The 19,974-nt window shown below is 64.7% G+C and carries 20 protein-coding genes; 2 read left to right on the top strand and 18 right to left on the bottom strand.

Features of this window, described 5'->3' with window-relative positions:
* Positions 1-6: 6 nt before the first annotated feature.
* From ACW5CM_RS11245 to ACW5CM_RS11200, 10 genes are all read right to left on the bottom strand, one after another.
* The gene (locus ACW5CM_RS11245; RefSeq protein WP_457125038.1) at positions 7-1,086 is read right to left on the bottom strand and encodes a heparan-alpha-glucosaminide N-acetyltransferase domain-containing protein; all 1,080 of its coding nucleotides are present in this window, start codon (positions 1,084-1,086) and stop codon (positions 7-9) included.
* Positions 1,087-1,143: 57 nt separating this feature from the next.
* Entirely contained in the window at positions 1,144-2,067 is a 924-nt protein-coding gene (gene argF / locus ACW5CM_RS11240; RefSeq protein ID WP_457125037.1) for an ornithine carbamoyltransferase, read from the bottom strand.
* Positions 2,064-3,281 (bottom strand): acetylornithine transaminase, encoded by a 1,218-nt coding sequence (locus ACW5CM_RS11235; RefSeq protein WP_457125036.1) that lies wholly within the window; start codon positions 3,279-3,281, stop codon positions 2,064-2,066. The genes argF and ACW5CM_RS11235 overlap by 4 nt, the downstream gene beginning before the upstream one ends.
* Complete coding sequence (argB, locus tag ACW5CM_RS11230; RefSeq protein ID WP_438255214.1) at positions 3,278-4,195, bottom strand: acetylglutamate kinase; 918 nt, start codon at positions 4,193-4,195, stop codon at positions 3,278-3,280. Before argB ends, ACW5CM_RS11235 begins: the two co-directional genes overlap by 4 nt.
* Positions 4,192-5,349 carry a bifunctional glutamate N-acetyltransferase/amino-acid acetyltransferase ArgJ gene (argJ, locus tag ACW5CM_RS11225; RefSeq protein ID WP_438255212.1) on the bottom strand — a complete coding sequence of 386 codons (1,158 nt, stop codon included), beginning with the start codon at positions 5,347-5,349 and terminating at the stop codon, positions 4,192-4,194. The genes argB and argJ overlap by 4 nt, the downstream gene beginning before the upstream one ends.
* Positions 5,346-6,398, bottom strand: a complete 1,053-nt coding sequence (gene argC / locus ACW5CM_RS11220; RefSeq protein WP_457125035.1) for an N-acetyl-gamma-glutamyl-phosphate reductase — start codon at positions 6,396-6,398, stop codon at positions 5,346-5,348. Before argC ends, argJ begins: the two co-directional genes overlap by 4 nt.
* Positions 6,399-6,723: 325 nt before the next feature.
* Positions 6,724-7,026: a type II toxin-antitoxin system PemK/MazF family toxin gene (locus ACW5CM_RS11215; protein WP_438255209.1), complete on the bottom strand. Its 303-nt coding sequence runs from the start codon at positions 7,024-7,026 to the stop codon at positions 6,724-6,726.
* Positions 7,026-7,262, bottom strand: coding sequence for a ribbon-helix-helix domain-containing protein (locus ACW5CM_RS11210; protein ID WP_438255207.1), 237 nt, complete (start codon positions 7,260-7,262; stop codon positions 7,026-7,028). The genes ACW5CM_RS11215 and ACW5CM_RS11210 overlap by 1 nt, the downstream gene beginning before the upstream one ends.
* Positions 7,263-7,320: 58 nt before the next feature.
* Positions 7,321-7,971 carry a response regulator gene (locus ACW5CM_RS11205; protein WP_438255205.1) on the bottom strand — a complete coding sequence of 217 codons (651 nt, stop codon included), beginning with the start codon at positions 7,969-7,971 and terminating at the stop codon, positions 7,321-7,323.
* Positions 7,949-9,241 (bottom strand): sensor histidine kinase, encoded by a 1,293-nt coding sequence (locus ACW5CM_RS11200; protein WP_457125034.1) that lies wholly within the window; start codon positions 9,239-9,241, stop codon positions 7,949-7,951. Before ACW5CM_RS11200 ends, ACW5CM_RS11205 begins: the two co-directional genes overlap by 23 nt.
* 124 nt (positions 9,242-9,365) lie before the next feature.
* On the opposite strand from ACW5CM_RS11200, the gene ACW5CM_RS11195 reads away from it, so the two are divergent.
* Complete coding sequence (locus ACW5CM_RS11195) at positions 9,366-10,139, top strand: ABC transporter ATP-binding protein (RefSeq protein WP_457125033.1); 774 nt, start codon at positions 9,366-9,368, stop codon at positions 10,137-10,139.
* Positions 10,136-11,488: an ABC transporter permease family protein gene (locus ACW5CM_RS11190; RefSeq protein ID WP_439256061.1), complete on the top strand. Its 1,353-nt coding sequence runs from the start codon at positions 10,136-10,138 to the stop codon at positions 11,486-11,488. The genes ACW5CM_RS11195 and ACW5CM_RS11190 overlap by 4 nt, the downstream gene beginning before the upstream one ends.
* 25 nt (positions 11,489-11,513) lie before the next feature.
* On the opposite strand, the gene ACW5CM_RS11185 is transcribed toward ACW5CM_RS11190, so the two are convergent.
* The 8 genes from ACW5CM_RS11185 to ACW5CM_RS11150 all read right to left on the bottom strand — a co-directional run bounded on the left by ACW5CM_RS11185 (position 11,514) and on the right by ACW5CM_RS11150 (position 19,973).
* Complete coding sequence (locus tag ACW5CM_RS11185) at positions 11,514-12,422, bottom strand: endonuclease/exonuclease/phosphatase family protein (protein ID WP_457125032.1); 909 nt, start codon at positions 12,420-12,422, stop codon at positions 11,514-11,516.
* A gap of 119 nt (positions 12,423-12,541) precedes the next feature.
* Complete coding sequence (locus ACW5CM_RS11180; protein WP_457125031.1) at positions 12,542-12,922, bottom strand: hypothetical protein; 381 nt, start codon at positions 12,920-12,922, stop codon at positions 12,542-12,544.
* 130 nt (positions 12,923-13,052) lie between these two features.
* The gene (gene pheT, locus ACW5CM_RS11175) at positions 13,053-15,551 is read right to left on the bottom strand and encodes a phenylalanine--tRNA ligase subunit beta (RefSeq protein WP_457125030.1); all 2,499 of its coding nucleotides are present in this window, start codon (positions 15,549-15,551) and stop codon (positions 13,053-13,055) included.
* On the bottom strand, positions 15,551-16,591 hold the full coding sequence (gene pheS / locus ACW5CM_RS11170; protein WP_438255195.1) for a phenylalanine--tRNA ligase subunit alpha: 1,041 nt from the start codon (positions 16,589-16,591) through the stop codon (positions 15,551-15,553). The genes pheT and pheS overlap by 1 nt, the downstream gene beginning before the upstream one ends.
* A 42-nt stretch (positions 16,592-16,633) precedes the next feature.
* Positions 16,634-17,560, bottom strand: a complete 927-nt coding sequence (locus ACW5CM_RS11165; protein ID WP_457125029.1) for an amino acid ABC transporter permease — start codon at positions 17,558-17,560, stop codon at positions 16,634-16,636.
* Complete coding sequence (locus ACW5CM_RS11160) at positions 17,557-18,213, bottom strand: amino acid ABC transporter permease (protein ID WP_438255193.1); 657 nt, start codon at positions 18,211-18,213, stop codon at positions 17,557-17,559. The genes ACW5CM_RS11165 and ACW5CM_RS11160 overlap by 4 nt, the downstream gene beginning before the upstream one ends.
* A gap of 64 nt (positions 18,214-18,277) precedes the next feature.
* Positions 18,278-19,189 carry a glutamate ABC transporter substrate-binding protein gene (locus ACW5CM_RS11155; RefSeq protein ID WP_438255192.1) on the bottom strand — a complete coding sequence of 304 codons (912 nt, stop codon included), beginning with the start codon at positions 19,187-19,189 and terminating at the stop codon, positions 18,278-18,280.
* Positions 19,190-19,223: 34 nt separating this feature from the next.
* Complete coding sequence (locus ACW5CM_RS11150) at positions 19,224-19,973, bottom strand: amino acid ABC transporter ATP-binding protein (RefSeq protein WP_438255191.1); 750 nt, start codon at positions 19,971-19,973, stop codon at positions 19,224-19,226.
* Position 19,974: the final 1 nt, after the last annotated feature.

The raw sequence follows: 19,974 nt of genomic DNA, 5'->3' as shown, positions 1-19,974 counted from the left end.
TCCAGCCTACCGGCGTGACGCTGACCCGCCGACGGAACGCGTCGAGCGGTCGAGCACCCATTCCAGTGGTCCACGGCCGATCAGTACTGCCCACACCGTCGCGCCCAGGAGCGTCACCCCGACGAACGGCCAGAAAGGTTCGAGCTCACGAAATCCGCCCAGATCGGATGTGTCGCCGAAGGCGATTGCGGCGATGATCGCCCAGGCCACCAACTGTGCGGAGTATGCCGTCAGCGGCATGGCTCCGGTCGCGCGCAGCGGGAGGGTGATCAGTTTCACCGCCGGTACCCGACACAACACCTGGCAGGCACCGATGACAGCGATGGCGAATCCGCCGGATCCGACGGCCTCCCACACCCCGGATGAATGCGGTGCGGCAGTCCATACCGCGTCCCAATACGGCCCCTCACCCGGTGCGGGCAGGAAAGCCAGGGCGTAACCGGCCCCGGACACCACCGCGCCTGTCACCAGCATCCGGATCTGCACTCTCTTGACCCTCAGGTCAGCGCGCGCTGCGCCGAGGCCGGCAAGGACGAAGGCGATCCAGAGGGTGAACGGGTAATTCCATCCGATCGCCAGTGCGACGTCGCCGCCCAGGTTCGAGGCCCAGAACGGGAGCTCGTTGAGCACCGGTTGCAGGAACGGCATGAGGATGCCGATGCCTGCAGCGGTGAACAGCAGCGCTCGAGCTGACATCGTGGTGAAGGGCAGCACCAGCACGAACAGGATCGCGTAGGCCGGCAAAATGACGTAGACGGGGACGCCGGTCACGATCAGCAGGATTCCGATCGCCAGCAGGATGCCGGCACGAATCGCGATCCTCGCCCATGCGGCGCTCATGCGCTCCGGCGAGAGCGGTCCTCGACCGCCCGTGAGGATACCGATCGATACCCCGGCGAGAGTTGCGAACAGGATCGATGAGCGCCCGTTGACGATCGCCGTCCAGGTCGACGGCTCGTCCCACTCCGCTACCTCACCGGTCCATAGCAGATGAGCAGCCAGCATCCCGAGCACGGCAAGACCTCGGGCAAGATCGACGCCGGCCAAACGGCGCGGTCCGTTCAGTCGGTCAAGATTCAGATGCACGCGCCCCTTCGACCTCTGTCGAGGTACCCGGGAGCGCGTGCTCGGCATCGTGGATGCTCAGCTCTGACGCAGCAGCCAGACCAGGAGCGCCTTCTGCGCGTGCAGACGGTTCTCTGCCTCGTCCCAGATGACGCTCTGCGGGCCGTCGATGACTTCCGAGTCGACCTCGTAGCCACGATCTGCCGGCAGGCAGTGGATGAAGATCGCTTCCGGGTCGGCCAGGCCCATCGTCTCGGGGACCACCTTGTAGCCGCCGAGGTCGCGAATGCGCGCGAGCTTCTCCTCTTCCTTGCCCATCGACACCCAGGTGTCGGTGACGATGACGTCGGCTCCAGCCGCGGCCTCGTTCGGGTCGGCGAAGAGGGTGATCGATCCGCCGGTTTCCGCCGCGCGCCGGTGCGCATCGGCGATGACGTCTGCGCGCGGAGCATACGATTCCGGTGACGCGATGCGCACGTGCATCCCCGCAGTGACACCAGCCAGAGCGTAGGAGTGAGCCATGTTGCTCTCACCGTCGCCGAAGAAGGTCAGCGTCAATCCCTTGAGCGCTCCCTTGTGCTCACGGATCGTGAGCAGATCGGCCAGCAGCTGGCAGGGGTGGAAGTCATCCGACAGCGCGTTGACCACCGGCACTCGCGTGCCCTCGGCCATCTGCTCGAGTCCGGACTGCGCATATGTGCGCCAGACGATCGCCGCTACTTGACGCTCCAGCACGCGGGCCGTGTCAGACGGAGTCTCTTTGCCACCGAGCTGGCTGTTCGCGGTCGAGATGATCAGCGGCGATCCGCCGAGATCGGCGATTCCCACCGCGAACGACACGCGGGTGCGCGTGGACGATTTGTCGAAGATCACGGCGACAGTCTGCGGGCCCGCAAGCGACTTGTCGGCCCAGCGATCCTTCTTCAGCTCGACGGCGAGATCCAGGATCTCCGCCTGCTCTGCTGGGGTGAGATCGTCGTCGCGCAGCAGGTGACGGGTCATACGGATACCTTTCCGGATTCGGATGCTGCCAGGCTCGCCTGTACATCGGAGAGTGTGGCAGCGAACAGCGTGATGAATTCTTCGATCTCGGCGTCGCCGATGTTCAGCGCGGGGGCGAGACGGATCGTCTCAGGGTTGGCCGCGTTGATGATGAGCCCGCGCTCTTGAGCCGCCGAAACGATCGCACCGGCGATGGGCTGAGTCAGGACGACGCCGATCAGCAGACCGCGTCCGCGGGTGCTGTCAATGAGCGGGGAGTTCAGGTCTTCGATCCGTTCACGCAGCTGTGCACCGCGCACGGCAGCGTTCTCAACGAGGCCGGTGCTCTCGATCTCGGCGAGCACGGCGTTGGCCACGGCGGTTCCGAGTGGGTTTCCGCCAAAAGTTGAACCGTGCGAGCCCGGGGTGAACAGCGCGCTGGCCGAGCCGTAGGTGACCAGAGCGCCGATCGGGAATCCTCCGCCGATCCCCTTGGCCAGGGTGATGGCATCCGGGGTGATGCCTTCGTGGCTGAATCCGAACCAGGCTCCGGTGCGACCGGCTCCGGTCTGGATCTCATCGATGATCAGCAGCGCGCCATGCTTCAGCGTGAGTGAACGGGCGGCCTCGAGGTAGCCGGCCGGAAGTTCGACGACACCGGCTTCGCCCTGGATGGGCTCGACGATCACCGCTGCAACCCGGTCATCCATCGCTGCTTCGAGTGCTTCCAGCGTCGCGGGGATGTGCTCTACTCCCCCGGGCATCGGCTCGAACGGCACGCGGTATGCCTCTTTCGCAGTCAGCGCGAGGGATCCCATCGTGCGGCCATGGAAGCCGTTCTCCAGAGCCAGGATGCGCGGACGCTCGACGCCGCCATGCAGACGCGCCAGCTTGAAGGCTGCTTCGTTAGCCTCGGCACCGGAGTTGGAGAAGTACACGCGACCGTCGATGCCGGCACCGGCGAGGCGCTTCAAGCGAGCGGCGAGTTCGAGCTGCGGCGGAGTCGCGAAATAGTTCGAGACGTGCGAGAGCGTGGCTGCCTGCTTCGAGATCGCCTCGACGAACACCGGATGGGAGTGGCCGAGAGATGTGACAGCGATACCGGCGAGGAAGTCCAGATAGCGTTTGTCGTCGCCATCCCAGAGGTACGAGCCCACACCACGAGTGAGCAGCGCGAATCGGTCACCCGCGTTGAATACGAGATCACGTGCTGCGTCATCCTGCCAGACGGTCATGCCGTCACCCCCGAATTTCCCAAAACCACTTCAGTTCCAATTCCCTTGCTGGTGAATAGTTCCACGAGTACCGAGTGCGGCAATCGCCCGTCGATGATCGCCGCGGCGTCGACGCCGCCTTCGACGGCTTCCAAACATGCGCGCATCTTCGGGATCATCCCCGATTCGAGCTTCGGCATCATCGCTTCGAGATCGGTCGACGTGATGTGCGAGACGAGCGAATCACGGTTAGGCCAATCCGCGTAGAGCCCGGCCACATCGGTGAGGATGACCAGCTTGGCCGCGTTCAATGCGACGGCTAGAGCGGATGCCGCGGCATCAGCATTCACGTTGAGCGACTGCCCCGGGTTGTCGAGGTCGGGGGCGATGCTGGAAATCACCGGGATACGACCGGCAGCCAGATGGTCAAGGACAGCCGTGGGGTCGACCTGGACGACATCACCCACGCGGCCGAGGTCAACCGACTCGCCGTCAACGACGACGCTGCGCCGACGACCGCCGAAGAGACCGGCATCCTCACCGCTGAGTCCGGTGGCGATCGGGCCGTGCGAGTTGATCTTGGCGACCAACTGCGGATTCACCTGGCCGGTGAGCACCATGCGCACGACGCTGATCGCCTCGGTGTTGGTGACACGGTACCCGCCCTTGAACTCGCTCGGGATCGCGAGGCGATCGAGCATGTTCGAGATCTGGGGCCCACCACCGTGCACCACGACCGGCTGCACGCCGACGTAACGGAGGTAGGCGATGTCCTGGGCGAATGCCTCCTGCAGTTCGTCCGAGACCATGGCGTTGCCGCCGTATTTGACGACCACGATCTGGTCGCGAAACTTCTTCAGCCACGGCAGTGACTCGATCAGTGTCGTCGCCTTATCGGCCGCGATGTCGGGGGTGGTGTCCTGAATATCGGTCATGAGGCGTACGCGCTGTTCTCGTGGACGTAGTCGTGCGTGAGGTCGTTGGTGCGGATCGTCGCTTCGGCATCACCCATCTGCAAGTCGATGAGCAGATCGGTGGCGCGCGGAGTGAGGTCGACGTCCTCGCGAGGCCGGTCGGGTGCTCCCTCGGAGCAGACGCGCACGCCGTTCATCCAGACATCGACGTTGTACGGGTCGAACTGCGCATTAGTCGTGCCGATCGCGGCGAGCACGCGGCCCCAGTTCGGGTCATTGCCGAAGATCGCGGCTTTGAAGAGGTTGTTGCGTGCGACCGAGCGGCCGACTTCCACGGCTTCCTGCTCGGTGGCAGCGTTCGTGACGCGGATCGTGATGTCGTGGCTTGCGCCCTCAGCATCACCCTGCAGCTTGATCGCGAGCTGATCGCTGAGCTCGATGAGGGCTGCGGTGAAGTCATCGAGGTCAGGACGGATGCCGCTGGCGCCGTTGGCCAGGAGCGTCACCTGGTCGTTCGTCGACATGCAGCCGTCGGAGTCGAGGCGGTCGAACGTCTGCCCGGTGGCCCGGCGAAGCGCTGTGTCAGCCTCGAGGGCTTCAAGGTCGGCGTCGGTGGTGATCACGACGAGCATGGTGGCAAGCCCAGGTGCGAGCATCCCCGCCCCCTTGGCCATGCCACCGATCGTCCAGCCGTCTCGCGAGACGACGGCGGTCTTCGCGACCGTATCGGTGGTCATGATGGCGTGTGCTGCCGCATCGCCGCCGTCGGCGCTGAGCTCGGCGATCGCCTGCTCGGTACCGGTGAGCACCTTGTCGCGGAACGCCTGGTCTCCCGTGCCGATGAGTCCGGTGGAGCAGACCAGAATGTCGCCGGCGCTGACGTCGAGGAGCTCTGCGGCTTTCTCTGCCGTCTGGTGGGTGGTCTGGAATCCAAAGCTGCCGGTGAAGCAGTTCGCGCCGCCGGAGTTCAACACGATCGCCTCAACGGTGCGGTCGAGAATGACCTGCTGCGACCAGATGATGGGGTTCGCTTTGGCCCGGTTGCTCGTGAAGACCGCCGCACCGATCTTGCGGGGCCCGCGGTTGACGACGACGGCGAGATCGGGCTTTCCGGTGGACTTGAGACCTACGGCGACGCCGGCTGCTTCAAATCCCTGGGGTGCGGTGACGCTCATGGTGCCACTCCGTTCACTGAGAGTGCGCGGTCTTCGGGAAGGCCCAGCGCGAGGTTCATGGATTGAATGGCGGCACCGGCGGTGCCCTTGACGAGGTTATCGACCGCGGTGACGACGGTGACGCGGCCGGCGGCACGGTCAATCGCCAGTCCCATCAGGGCGGTGTTGGCGCCGATGACATCGGCCGTGCGCGGGAACTGGCCCTCAGGAAGCACCTGAACGAACTTCTCATCGCTATACGCGCTGTGCCATGCGGCCCGGATCTCATCGTCGCTGACGCCATCGATGATCCGTGCGGTGGAGGTGGCGAGGATCCCGCGTGCCATCGGCACGAGCACCGGAGTGAAGGAGATGCGGATGCCGTCAGGGTCAGCTCCGGATGCCGCGGCGAGCGCCTGGCGAATCTCGGGGATATGGCGGTGCGTGCCACCGACCGCGTAAGGGTTCGCGCTGCCGAGGATCTCGCTGGCGAGGAGGTTCGTCTTGAGGCTCTTTCCCGCGCCCGACGGCCCGACAGCAAGGACGGTGACGATGTCGCTGGGGTCGATGACACCGGCGGCAACGCCCGGTGCGAGGCTCAGGCTCACGGTGGAGGCGTTGCACCCCGGAGCGGCGATGCGCTTCGCGCCGCGCAGAATTTCGCGCTGCTTACTATCGCCCACGAGCAGCTCTGGAACTCCGTACTCCCACGGCTCATGGAAGTCGCCGCCATAGAACGCGTCCCAGGATTCCTGCGACGTCAGACGGTGGTCAGCGCCGGCGTCGATGATCAGCGCAACATCGTCAAGGGCATCCGTGTACTGACCGGACTGTCCATGTGGAAGCGCCAAGAAGACGATGTCGTGCCCAGCAAGGATGTCTGGGGTGGTGTCCTGCAACGTCAGGTGTGCGAGCGAACGCAGGTGTGGTTGATGCTGGATCAGTGGCTGGCCGGCGTTGGAGTGCGCGGTCACAGTACGGATCTCGATGTCGGGGTGACTTGCGAGCAGGCGCAGGATCTCGCCGCCCGCATAGCCGGATGCGCCGGAGACGGCGACGGTATACGTCATGGTTCTACCTTAACGGTCGGTGGCTCTTCGACAGAGCTGTGGACGGGGCCGAAGGCGGCGACACCGGTGCTCGACCCGCTGAACCGACAGATCGGCGTGCGGGGAACGCGGGGGTCGCCTACAGTCGGCGGCCGCCCAGACGGCTGCGGCGTCGGCGCACGGCAATGACGCTCGGAGCGAGCGTCAGAGAGGCGGATGCGGCCGAAGGCATGTGGCGAGAATAGACCCGCGGCCGCAACATCCGCAAATCAACGCTGTGTCAGCGTGCCTCGGTCGGCGCGGCGAAGAACGCCCTAGCGGAGCGTGAATCGCGCGAGACCCAGCGCTACTGGTCGAGATCGAAAGCGAGTGATACCGCGGTGGCGAGCTGTGATTCCTGCGACTCGGTCAGGAAACCTATCGTGCGTCCGAGAGCGGATGTCGGAATCGTCACGGTATTGTCCAGCGCGATTGCGCACTCATGATCGAGACCGTTCTCACGCCCCACCGGTACCTCGCTGCTGAGGCCTTTCACTGTCGAAGTGATGGGCGCGACCGTCACCTTCGTCATCGCTGCACGAACTGCTTCACGGGTGAGCACAACCACCGGTCGAGTCTTGTCGAGACGCGCGAGGCAGATCTCTCGCATCAGTCGCGCTCGATCTGGAAATGGCCAGTCGCCCAGTCGACAAGGCCGTCAAGATCATCGTCCGCACCCTTGGCTCGAAGAACTGAGGCGTCACGCTCTGCCGCACGGCGCCTCAACTCGCGCTGAATCGCGACAGACACCAGCTCTGTGCGATTGGCGACGTCGCCCGCAGCCACAAGAGCATCCATCTGGGAGACGGTGTCGTCTGGCAACCGAACTGCGATTTGCGTGCTCATGCGATGATTCTACCCTTGTGCATCCCATTCTGGTATGCACCGATGTTCGCCGCAGCCACTACCGCTGATTCTGCAGGAACAACAGGATCGCGCGCACCCGACGGTTCTCATCCGCCGGGCTCAGGCCCAACCCGGCGAAGATGTTGCCGACGTGCTTACGCACTGCCGCGTCGCTGAGAAACAGCTGCGCCGCGATCTCACTGTTCGAGGCGCCCTCTGCCATGAGGGCGAGCACTTCTCGCTCGCGCGGCGTGAGCGCGTCCAGCGGTCCCGACGATCCTGTCCGCAGCAGGTGTCGGGTGACCTCGGGGTCGATGACCGTGCCCCCGTCGGCCACGGTCCTCATCGCACGATCGAAGTCCGCGACGCGGTTCACTCTTTCCTTCAGCACGTAACCCACCGCACCTTCGGAGAGCATGAGCAACTCCCGGGCATAACGGTTCGCAACATACTGCGACAGCACGAGGATGGGCTGCGCCGGATGTGCGGCTCTGATCTGCAGCGCCGCACGTAGGCCGTCATCTGTGCCGTCAGGCGGCATCCGCACGTCGGTGATGACGAGTTCGGGCCGGGTGTCGAGCGCCGCGTAAGTGTGCAGCAGCTCCGGAGCGTCAGACGCCGTCGCCACGATCTCGTGTCCAAGCCGCTCCAGCAGCGCGCTCAACGCTTCCCGCAGCAGCGTCGCGTCATCGGCGAGGAGGATTCGCATCCGCTCCCCCGTTCCGGTCACTCGTGTCTGCGAAGTCCGCGACGGGAAGATCCATGCGCAGCACCGTCGGGCCACCCACGGGACTGGTCAGCGTCAGTGCGCCTCCGAGGGACTCCGCTCGTCCTGCCAGTCCGGATATCCCGGTCCCCCCTGCTGCATCCGCACCGCCGTGACCATCGTCCGTCACCGAGACATACGCGATCCCGCCGTCGAGGCCGAGCTCGACAGCGACCCGTGACGCGACCGTGTGCTTGGCGGCGTTGGTCAGCGCTTCCGACACCAGGAAGTACCCCGCGGCCTCGGCTGCGGGCGACAGCCGAGGAAATCCGTTGTCCGTGATCTGCAGCGGCAGGGCACTGCGCCCAGCCAGCTCTTCGAGCGCGCTCAGAAGCCCGTGGTCGGTGAGCACCGCCGGATGGATGCCGCGCACGGTCTCTCGCAGTCTCGCCAGCGCGCGCTCGGTCTGATTTTGTGCGGTGCGCAGCGCCCGCTGTGCAGCATCCACGTCGCGAGAGGCAAGTTCCAATTCGAGCAAGCCGAGGCGCGCAGCGATGCCGACGAGTTCCTGCTGAACGCCGTCATGGAGGTCACGCTCGATGCGCCGACGCTCGACCTCATGCGCCGTGACGATGGCCGCCCGAGACCGAGTGAGCTGTTCGACACGGCGGTCGATCTCCTCCGCACGAGGTGCGATGAGCCAGCCGATCACACTCGCATGCAACGCGGCGAGCGCAGCATTGGCATACGCCATGATCAGCATGATCAGCGGCAACCACGGCAGCGGATGCCACCAGCTCTCCGCGCCGACTGAGATCCAGACATCCTCGAACAGGTTCACCTCAGCGGGCGGACGGCTGTAGCCCAATACCGCGAGCGCGATCAGCATCGCGACGGCGACGAGCTGCAGGATCAATAGCGCCAGCGCGAGCGCTCCGATCACGAGACCTGCCAGCAACGCCGCGGTCTCCCGCCAGGTGGCGGGCTCCGTGAGCCGGACGTTCAGCCAGTTGTGACGTTCTTCGCGGGGAATGCGCACATGGCCGCTGGTGCGGCGCGGTGCGCCCAGCATCCGCAGGCGACGTCTTTCGAGAGCAGCGAGAAGGATCGCCGACAGCGGCAGAGCGATCACCGTCAAGGCCACCACGGGCAGCGTGATCAGGAACAGAGCCGACGTGAGAACCACGTGCACGAGCGCCAACCACGGCCAGCGCGAGATGACGAAGCGCCAGGGCGGCAGCATGAGCCCCTGCCAGATCGTCGATGCGCGCATGCGTTCAGCCTATGCATCCGCACAGCCCGTCGACCGCGAAACCGCCTGAAGGTAGCGCCAGGTCTACCCTCGTCCGCGTCCCCAGGCTGGTGTGCACCTGCCGTAACCGGAATGGACTGGATGCATGACACAGACTTCCCCGCCGATACCCGCTGCTCCCGCTCTGCGCGCCCGCGGCGTGACCAAAAGTTTTACTGTGCGCGGCGGGCGCTCCACCCCGGTGCTGCGGGGTATCGACGTCGATCTCGCACCGGGTGAGATGTTGAGCATCGTCGGGCCCAGCGGATCGGGAAAGTCGACGCTGCTGTACTGCTTGGCAGGTCTCGAGCGCATCGACAGCGGTGAGATCACGGTCGTCGGGGAACGGATCGACAACGCCTCACCAGCGCGTTTGGCGCGGATGCGCCGCAACCGGATCGGCTTCGTCTTCCAGAGCTATAACCTCATCGCTTCCCTCTCCGTGCGTGAGAACGTGGCATTGCCCGCACGATTAGCACGTCGACGAACACCGGATGTGCAGGCCGCGCTGGCCGCTGTCGGGTTGGCGGATCACGGCAGGAAGCTGCCCGGGGCACTGTCGGGCGGTCAGCAGCAGCGAGTTGCCATCGCACGCGTGCTCGCCGCACAACCGGATGTCGTTTTCGCCGATGAGCCCACCGGAGCTTTGGACACGGCGACGGGCGTGCAGGTACTGGATCTCCTGCGCGAGCACGCGAGCGGTGATCGCAGCGTCGTGCTGGTGACGCATGATCTGGATGCCGCGGCTCGCGCCGACCGCACCCTCATACTGCGCGACGGCGTGATCGTGGCGCCGTTGGTTCAGGCCACGGCGTCAGAGATCCTGTCCGTGATGCAGGCGCCGATTGGCGCAGCCGATGTCGCTGGGGTCGTCGCGTGACCCGGTTGCTGTGGGCGGAGCTGCGACGCGGATGGGCCAGTTGGGCAGGGCTCATCGCCGTGACAACCATCAGCGCGCTGACGTTCTCAGTGGCCATCGCGATGTTGGAGCGCGGACTGCGCGAAGGCGGAGAGATTCTCGAGGCATCGACAAGCTTCCTGTCGGTCCTGCTCATATTCAACATCCCCGGCGGCGCGATCGTGATCGCTGCGATCGCACGCCTCGCTGTCGATCTGCATCGCCCGGTGTACGCGCGCTGGCAGCTGAGCGGTGTCGGGCCCGCACAGACATCGACCGTTGTCCTCGTGCAGCTGGCGTGCATGGGTGTCATCGGCGGAGTTCTTGGTTACGCTGCATCGATTGCGATCGTTCCCGCGTTCCTGAACGCCGTTTTCGCCCAGGACACCGGCTGGTGGGCCGATGCCACGATCACCCCGGGGACCTTCACTGCTTGCATCGTCATCCCACTCACAGTGATCGTCACGCTCCTGGGCGGATTGCGCGCAGCGGTGTCCGCCGGGCGCACACCCCCGCTCGCGGCACTGCGCGATCCTGAACCGCAGGCGAAGCGGATGCGGTGGTGGCGATGGGTGCTGTTTCTCATCGTGCTCTTCGCTGCAGGAGCCGGAGTGATCGCGCCGCTTCGGGCTGAGGCACGCAGTACCGTGATCTCGCAGTTTCCGCTGCTGCCTGCGTTTTTGATGATGATCGTCGCTGCAGCAGGCCCGGTGCTGTACCCGCTCGTGCTGCGGGGCTGGACCGCCGTCATCCCCGCACGTGCCTCGACATCGTGGTATCTCGCTCGCCATCAGGCCCGTTACCATCTGAGTCGCAGCACCGCGTCGATCACCCCGCTGTTCGTCGGCGCTTCCCTGCTGGGCGGTCTCATGACGATGTCTGCCACGACGAATGCCGCCATGGATGCCGCCGGCCTCGGCGGAAACTTTGATCTGGACATCATGCAGGTGATGCTGCTGGTCGGCGGACCGGTGCTGCTCGGAACAGTCGGCGCGGCCGTGGTGATCTTCATGAGCAACCGCACTCAGGGCGCCGAGCAAGCACTGCTGCGGGCGAGCGGGGCGACCGAGCGCACAGTCCTCGCGTCAGCACTGTGGCAGGGCGTCATCCATGTGGTGACCGCGTGTCTGCTCGCCGGTCTCGTCCTCGTCGGCACCGCTGTTGTGGCGGCCACCGCGCTGGCTCGGTTCATCCCCGCAATTCCCGTGGTCGATGTCGGTGCCGCATCGCTGTTGGCTGCGCTCGGTCTGGTGCTCACGGCATCCGCCACGGTGTTGCCTGGGCTTGTGCGCCTCAGGGAACCCGTCGCGCGCCAGCTGGCCGCGGCGTGATACTGCCATGTAGCGGCTCTGTCCGTTATCTCGCGTCGAGTACCGCGACGATGGGGCGATGATCGGCGCCCGCCTCGTCCAGTGATGTGACGACTTGGACTCCCCGAACGGTCCACGCGGCTCCAAACAGCACGTGATCGATCGGTGCTGCGAGCCAGGCCGGCGCGGACGTTGGCCAGGTGCCTATCGCTCCGGCGCCGGCCATTACCGCCGCGTCCTGGCAGTCGCCGACGAGCGCATCTCCGGTACCTAATCCGGACAGATGGTCGACAGTCGCGTTGAGGTCGCCCGCGACGATCACCTCGGGAGCGTCGCATTGCGCGGCGATCCACTGCAGCCCTGATCGCCATTCATCCATGCTCTCGGGAAGTGGAGGCGACGGGTGAGCTGCGACGATCGTCGGCCCGGTTCCGTCCACGGAACGCCACACGGCGCTCGGTAACCCGGGCGTCGAGCCCGCCGACGTGTCGACTCGATAGTCGCCGAGGTCATCGTGGATGAGCACGGATGTAGGGATCCACGAATCGCCAGTTTCTCCGTACGTGGTCGCGGCCTTCATCTGGTGTCCGTCTTTCGCCACCAGCCGCGCCACTTCCGACGCTGCGAGATCATCCATCTCGGGCAAGCTCACGATGTCTGCCTCGGTCGCCAGTATGAGTCGCGCGACGCTCTTCGGGGATGCAGCGCCACCCTGGGTATTCCACGCGATGACGGTCAGATCACCGTCCGGAATCGCGGCCTCGAACCCACGGGAGAGCAAGATACCGCCATTGGCGACTGATGCCAGACCGAGAACGATTGCGACTCCCGCGGCGATTCCGCACTGTCGTCTGAACACATCGACCGTTGCGATGAGAACAGCTCCGGTCCCGAGAAGCAGTGCGAGCGGCGCACGGAATGCGATGAGCTGCGCCACGGGGAGCGACGTCTGCATCCCGAAAGCCTGCGGCCACGCAAGAAACACGGCGACTGGGGCGCCGACCAGCAGAGTCACACCGAGGCGGAGCGGGCGTATCCGGCGTGGCCTTTCGCCTCTGGACGCTGTGCGACGCTTCATGGGAGGTATTGGCCGCACGCGTTCCTCACGTCGACGCCCGCGTCGACATAAGCGACAGCGTCAGCGGAACTCACCGGGTTGTCAGTCGTACTGCCTTCGGCCGCAACTGCCAGCGCGTCAGACCAGTCCGCCACCGCATTGCCCAGCGACGTCGCAGCGATCTTGACGTCTCCCTCGGCGTCAATGCTTCTGGCGTCATCTTCGAGCTGATCAAGCTGAGCTGATGCCTCAGGCGATTCGCCCACGAGCAGGTCAAGTTCACCCTGGATGTTCAGCAGATCCCGACAGGCGTCAGTGTTGTTCGAAGTCCCACTGCACCCGGTCATCGTGAGAGCCAGAACCACGACGACGAGTATCGAGCTCGTGCGATTCCTCATCTTGGCACTTTACCGCGGTCATCAGGCGCGACTATCCGCTTGCGGAAACTCGACCAGACAGGAGCGCCGGCATCCCTCACGGAACACCGGCGCTCATCATCTCAACCCGAGAGTCACTTCACAACGAGAGTCACTCGCGCAGAGTCGCGCCGAACCGCTCGGTCGCCACAGCGACACCGGCGAGCTTCGCTTCGGTTGCTTCGGCGGCAGTCAGCGTACGGTCGGCGCGGAAGCGCAGCGCGAATGTCAGGCTCTTCTGCCCGTCATCAACGCCCTGACCGCGGTAGTCGTCGACCAGACGCAACGATTCGAGCAGTTCACCCGCACCTTCCACGAGAGCTGCACGCAGTTCGCCTGCGGTCACCGTTGCCGGGACGACGAGCGATACGTCCTGCGTTGCCGCAGGATACGTCGACAGCGACTCGGCGACGACGCGCGAACCCGCGAGCGACAGAATGCGGTCGAGATCGAGCTCGAGCACGACGGCGCGGCCGGGAAGATCCGCGTCAGCTGAAACATTCGGGTGCAGCTCACCGACGTAGCCCACCTCGGTGTCACCGACGCTGAGCACGCCCGTGCGCCCGGGATGCAACGCCGCACGCTCACCCTGCACGACGTCGATCTCCACTCCGGCAGCAACAGCGATCACGCGGACAGCATCCAGAGCATCCGACAGGCCAGCCGGCTCGGCATCGCGACCCGGCTGGCGTGCGGACACGTTGCCGGTGAAGAGTGCTGCCACGTGACGGTGCTGCGGAGGGATGGAGGCGTTCAACGCGGCCAGTGTTTCATCCGCGGGTCGTACGCCCAACGGCGGCACCTCATCGGTGCCGTAGACGACGCCGGGTTCGGGAAGGAACACCAGGCCGGTCTCGAAGATCGCGAGATCGGTCAGACCGCGCGCGATGTTGCGGTGCGCAATCTGAAGCAGACCAGGCACCAGCGAACGGCGCAGGAACGGCGACTGTCCATCCAGCGGGTTCGCCATTCGGATGCTGGGCAGGTGCTCCCCCGACGCCGACCCGTGCAGGTGATTCTGCTGCTCGGTCGTGAATGGGAAGGCCGGCGTCTCGACGAGACCCGCCGCCGCTAGCGCGTTCGCGACACGACGACGGCCCTGCTGGAGCACGGTGAGTCCTCGACCGGACGGCGGCGTCGGCAGCACCGATGGAATGCGGTCGAGGCCATGGATACGCGCAACCTCTTCGGCCAGCGTCCACTTGTCGGTGAGATCGGGTCGCCAGCTCGGCGGGATGACCTGCCAGCCCTCAGCGGTCTCAGTGACCTCTGCACCAATCGTCTCGAGTGCGCCGACGATCTCCTCATCGGTGTAGTCGACACCGATGAGGTCGGGGACGAACTCGGCGGGAAGATCGATGCCATCGATGGAGACGTCAGAGAACAGCGCCCCACCGACCTCATCGATTCGTCCGCCGGCGAGGGAGACCATAAGGTCGGCGACCCGGCGAGCGGCCACGAAGGGCACCAGCGGGTCGACACCGCGTTCGAAGCGCTTGGATGCTTCGCTGGGAAGCTTGTGACGACGGGCGCTGCGCGCGATCGAGATGGGATCGAAGATCGCCGCTTCAACGAGTACGTTGCGCGTTTCAGCGCCCATCTCCGTCGTGCCGCCGCCCATGACGCCGGCGAGGCCGATCGGGCCCGAGTCGTCTGTGATGAGCAGGTCTTCGACGTGGAGGGTGCGTTCCTGACCGTCCAGCGTCTTCATCGTCTCGCCATGCTGCGCGCGACGCACAGTGATACCGCCGGAGAGCTTGTCGAGGTCGTAGCCGTGGATCGGGTTGCCGAGCTCGAGCATCACGTAGTTGGTGATGTCGATCAGCACACCGAGCGAGCGGATGCCGGCGAGCGACAGCCGCGCGATCATCCACGGCGGCGTGGGACGAGACGGATCGACATCGCGCACGATGCGCACGACGAACTCCTGCACCGCAGGGTTCTCGCGCAGCGGCTGGGCATCGACCGCAAGCGGGAAGCCGGTGCCGGGCTCGACGTCGGCCCATTCGTGCTCAGCCGGATCGCGGAAGTCCGTGCCGGTTGCATGCGAGTACTCGCGAGCAACGCCGCGGATGGAGAATGCGTAGCCGCGGTCAGGGGTGACGTTGATCTCGACGGCGACGTCGTCCAGGCCGAGAAGCTCGATCGCGTCCGTGCCGACAGGAGCGTCGATACCCAGCGAGGCCAAGACGAGGATGCCGTCGTGCTCATCCCCGAGCCCCAGCTCGCGGGCCGAAGCGATCATGCCGTCAGAAACGTGACCGTAGGTCTTGCGCGCCGCGATCGGGAATGGGCCGGGCAACACAGAGCCGGGCAACGTCGCGACGATCTTGTCGCCGACGGCGAAGTTGCTCGCACCACAGACGATGCCGCGGACACCTCCGTTATCGAGGCCGACGTCCACCTGGCACCAGCGGATCGTCTTGCCGTTGGACTGCGGCTCTTCTTCGAAGGAGAGCACCTGCCCCACGACGACGGGGCCGGAGATCTCGAAACCGTGGATCTCCTCCTCTTCGAAGCCCACCGACACCAGAGTCTCGAGAACATCCTCAGGAGTGGCATCCGGTGCCACATCCACGTACTCACGCAACCACGAAAGCGGGACGCGCATCACACCACCATCCCGAACTGTTCGCTGAAACGGACATCGCCCTCGGCCATGTCGCGCATATCTTGTACGTCGCTGCGGAACATCAGCGCACGCTCGACGCCGATGCCGAATGCGAAGCCGCTGTAAACGTCTGGGTCGATTCCCGCTGCGCGCAACACATTGGGGTTGACCATGCCGCAACCACCCCACTCGATCCAGCGGGCACCGCCCGTGAACGTCGGGTGCCACAGATCGAACTCGGCCGAGGGTTCGGTGAACGGGAAGAAGTTCGTACGCAGACGGGTCTTCGCCTCCTCGCCGAACAGCTGCTTGGCGAGGTGATCGAGCGTGCCTTTGAGGTGGGCCATCGTGATGCCCTTGTCTACGACCAGTCCCTCGACCTGAGTGAACACCGGCAGGTGCGTGGCGTCGAACTCGTCGGTGCGGTAAACCCGACCGGGGCACAGCACATAGATCGGCACCTCACGGTCGAGCATCGAGCGCACCTGCACGGGGCTTGTGTGCGTGCGCATGACGAGATGACGATCGACCGGATCGACGAAGAAGGTGTCCTGCATCTGGCGTGCGGGGTGATCAACGTCGAAGTTGAGCGCGTCGAAGTTGAACCACTCGTGCTCGAGCTCCGGTCCTTCCGCGACCTCCCAGCCCATGCTGACGAAGATGTCGGAGATGTCATCCTGCAACTGCATGAGCGGATGCCGCGCGCCGACGCGCGTGCGTGACGAAACAGCAGTGATGTCCACGCGCTCTGACTCGAGGCGGGCAGCCGTCTCCAGCTCGGCGAGTTCTGCTTCACGAGCCGCGAGCGCCTTCGTGACCTGACCGCGGCCCTGTCCCACGAGTTTGCCAAAAGCGGCCTTGTGCTCGGGTGCGACCTGACGCATCGAAGCGTTCAAAACCGCCAGCGGCGATCCCTCGGCGACGTGCGCGGAACGAGCTGCTTTCAGCTCTGCGGTACTGGCAGCGGCGCCGATGGCAGCGAGTGCGGCTGCCACGGCGGTTTCCACCGCCTCGGGCGTGATTTCAGGAGCGTCAGACACAAGACATGAGTCTACTGGCGTGCATGGGATCCGATGGCCGAACTAGCGGGTGCCGCCGAGCCCGGATCCACCTTGATCGAAGTCCGTCGCCGGCTTCTGCGCTGCGATGAGCTCGGTATCAGTGCCCTCGTGCATAACCGCTGCGTTGTCGGCCGCGAGCGCCTTGAGCTTCGGCGAGTGGCGCGTTTTGATCTCTGCCCACTTCGCAATGCCCGACAGGATCAGACACATCACGATGTAGATGCCACCGATGACGAGGGCCGCCTGCAGAATGGGACGCCCCGGCTGAGAGCTGAGGAGCTTCGCGTAATACAGCAGTTCTTGGTAGGTGATGATGAACCCCAGGGCGGTGTCCTTCATCGTCACAACCAGCTGCGCCACGATCACGGGCAGCATGGCGCGCACTGCCTGCGGCAGCAGGATCAGCGTCATCACACCGCTCTTGCGCAGTCCGATCGAGAAACCGGCTTCTTTCTGCCCACGGGGCAGAGATTCGATGCCGGCACGCAGTGCCTCGGCGAGCACTGAGCCGTTGTAAACCATGAGCGCGACCACGACCGCCCAGTACGGATCCACCTTCACACCGAGCGTGGGCAGACCGTAGTAAAGAATCATCATCATGACGAGCACGGGCACCGCACGGAATGCTTCCGTGATCACCGTGACCGGCACGCGCACCCAGGAGTGATCGGACATGCGCCCGATCGCCAGCACGAATCCGAGCGCGAGGCTCAGCACGGCAGCGAGTGCGAACGCGCGAAGCGTGTTCAGCAGCATCTCGCCGATCGAGATCCACACAGCGGTGTAGGTGAACACGCTCCATTTCGTGGCACTGAACTGATTGGTCAGCGAAAGGCGCCAGATGAGGAACGCGATGACCGCGACGACGAGGCCGACCGTCGCAATCGCGAGGATCATGTTTCGACGACGGGCGCGGGGGCCGGGGACGTCGAAGAGAACGGAAGTCATCGGACGATCCTCCAGCGATTCTCAAGAGTTCGTTGCAACCAGGTCAACAGCATGACCAGAGCGACGAAGATGGCGGCGACCCAGAGCAAAACTTCCATCGGGGTACCCGGACGCGTGTGCGAGTTGGAGATCGTCGCCTGCAGCTGCGGCAGCACTGCGATCGAGAACCCAGCGGCGACGGTGGTGTTCTTCAGCAGAGCGATGAACACGCTCATCATCGGAGGCACGACCGACCGGAAAGCCTGGGGAAGAACAACCTGAGTCATGACCTGACCGAACGGCAACCCGATCGCGCGAGCAGCCTCGGCCTGCCCGACCGGCACAGTGTTGATGCCTGCGCGCAGGGTTTCGGCGACGTAGGTCGCCGTGTACGTGCCGATCGCCAGGATGCCGAGCACGGTATTGGACAGCGTGGGCAGCGCAAGCGCGCTGTAACCGAAAACGAAGAAGAAGAAGACGAGCGTGAGTGGGGTGTTGCGCACTAACGTGACGTACGCCGTCCCGACGGCACGCGCGACCGGCACAGGCGAGACGCGCATCGCGCCGACGATGGTGCCCAGCACCAGCGCGATGATCCCGCCGAAGAAGAACACCAACAGCGTGTTCGCTATACCCTCGCGCCACAAGTCGAGGTTGCCGAAGATGGCGTCCACGCGCCCTCCTTCTTAAATATCAGGTGCGGGGCGGCCTGTGGGACCGCCCCGCATCAGGCGATCGTCAGTCGACGGCCGGCTGCTCGACAGAGATGCCCGACTGACCGAGGGTCGCGTCGAAGATCGCCTGCCAGGTGTCGCCACCGTCGGTGAACAGCGTGTTGATGTGATCCAGCAGAGCGGTGTCGCCCTTCGGGATGCCGACGCCGTAGCGCTCTTCGGTGAACAGGCCATCGAGCACCGTCAGCTCATCGGGGTTCTGCGCCGCGTAGCCGATGAGGATCGCCGCGTCCGTGGTGACCGCGTCGACCTTGCCTGCGAGCAGGTCCTCGACGCACTGGGAGTAGATGTCGTACTCCTGCGTCTTAATCTCGGGGAAGTTCTCCTTGATGTTCGAGATCGGCGTGGACCCCGTCGCCGAACAGACCATCATTCCGTTGAAGTCGGAGACGTCGTTCACCTCGGTCATCTCACTGTCGGCTGAGACCAGGAAACCCTGCCCTGTGATGAAGTAGGGACCGGCGAAGTCGATCTGCTCCTTGCGGGAGTCGGTGATCGAATAGGTGCCGACGTAGTAGTCGATGTCGCCGTTGACGAGCGCCTGCTCGCGGTTGGCAGAGGCGATCGGTTTGTATTCGATGTCGCTCTCTTCGAAACCGAGCGATGCCGCGATCCAGCGAGCGATCTCAATGTCGAAACCGCTGCGCTCGTTGGTGGTGGCGTCGAGGTAACCGAGGTTGGGCTGGTCCTCCTTGACGCCGATCACCGGTCCCCCGTTCTCGACCATCGCGTCGAATGTCGGGCTGCCTTCGAGAGTAACGTCCTGGGCGACCTCGAACAGCGCGTCGCCGCTACCACCGTCGCCACCATCGCCGCCACCGGCGGGTGTGCTCGGGCTTCCGCTGTTGCAGGCGGTCAGGGCGAGCAGCGTGACCGCCGCGATCCCGATTCCTGCCAGTGTCCGTGTACGTCGCATGAGCGTCTCCTTCGTTTGCTGTGTATGAAGTAAGTCAGTGAGTGAGGAGCTTCGAGAGGAAGTCCTTGGCGCGGTCGCTCTTCGGGTTCGTGAAGAACTCCTCCGGAGTGTCTTCTTCGACGATGTGCCCGTCCGCCATGAACACGACACGGTCGGCGGCCTTGCGCGCGAAACCCATCTCGTGGGTGACAACGATCATGGTCATGCCTTCTTTGGCGAGCTGAATCATCACGTCGAGGACCTCGTTGATCATCTCGGGGTCGAGTGCGCTGGTCGGCTCATCGAACAGCATGACCTTCGGATGCATCGCCAAGGCGCGTGCAATCGCAACGCGCTGCTGCTGACCGCCGGAGAGCTGCGCGGGAAGCTTCGAGGCCTGCTGTGCGACACCGACGCGCTCAAGAAGCTGCATCGCTTCTTTGTCAGCATCCGCTTTCTTGAGCCCACGAACCTTGATCGGCCCGAGCGTCACGTTCTCGAGGATCGTGAGGTGCGCGAAAAGATTGAACGATTGGAACACCATGCCGACATCCGCACGAAGGGTAGCCAAAGCCTTGCCCTCAGCAGGAAGCACCTTGCCATCGATTTTGATGGTGCCGCTCGTGATCGTCTCCAGACGATTGATCGTGCGGCACAGCGTCGACTTTCCGGAGCCTGAGGGCCCGATCACCACAACGACTTCGCCCTTGTGGACGGTGAGGTCGATATCGGTCAGCGCCTGGAACTCGCCGTAATGCTTTTGAACGTTCTCCACCACGACAAGGGGTGCACCAGTCTCGGTCATG

The sequence above is a fragment of the Microbacterium wangyouchuni genome, from assembly GCF_054072595.1.
The sequence above is the reverse complement of the archived record's forward strand: the minus strand, read 5'-3'. Positions and strand labels throughout refer to the sequence as shown.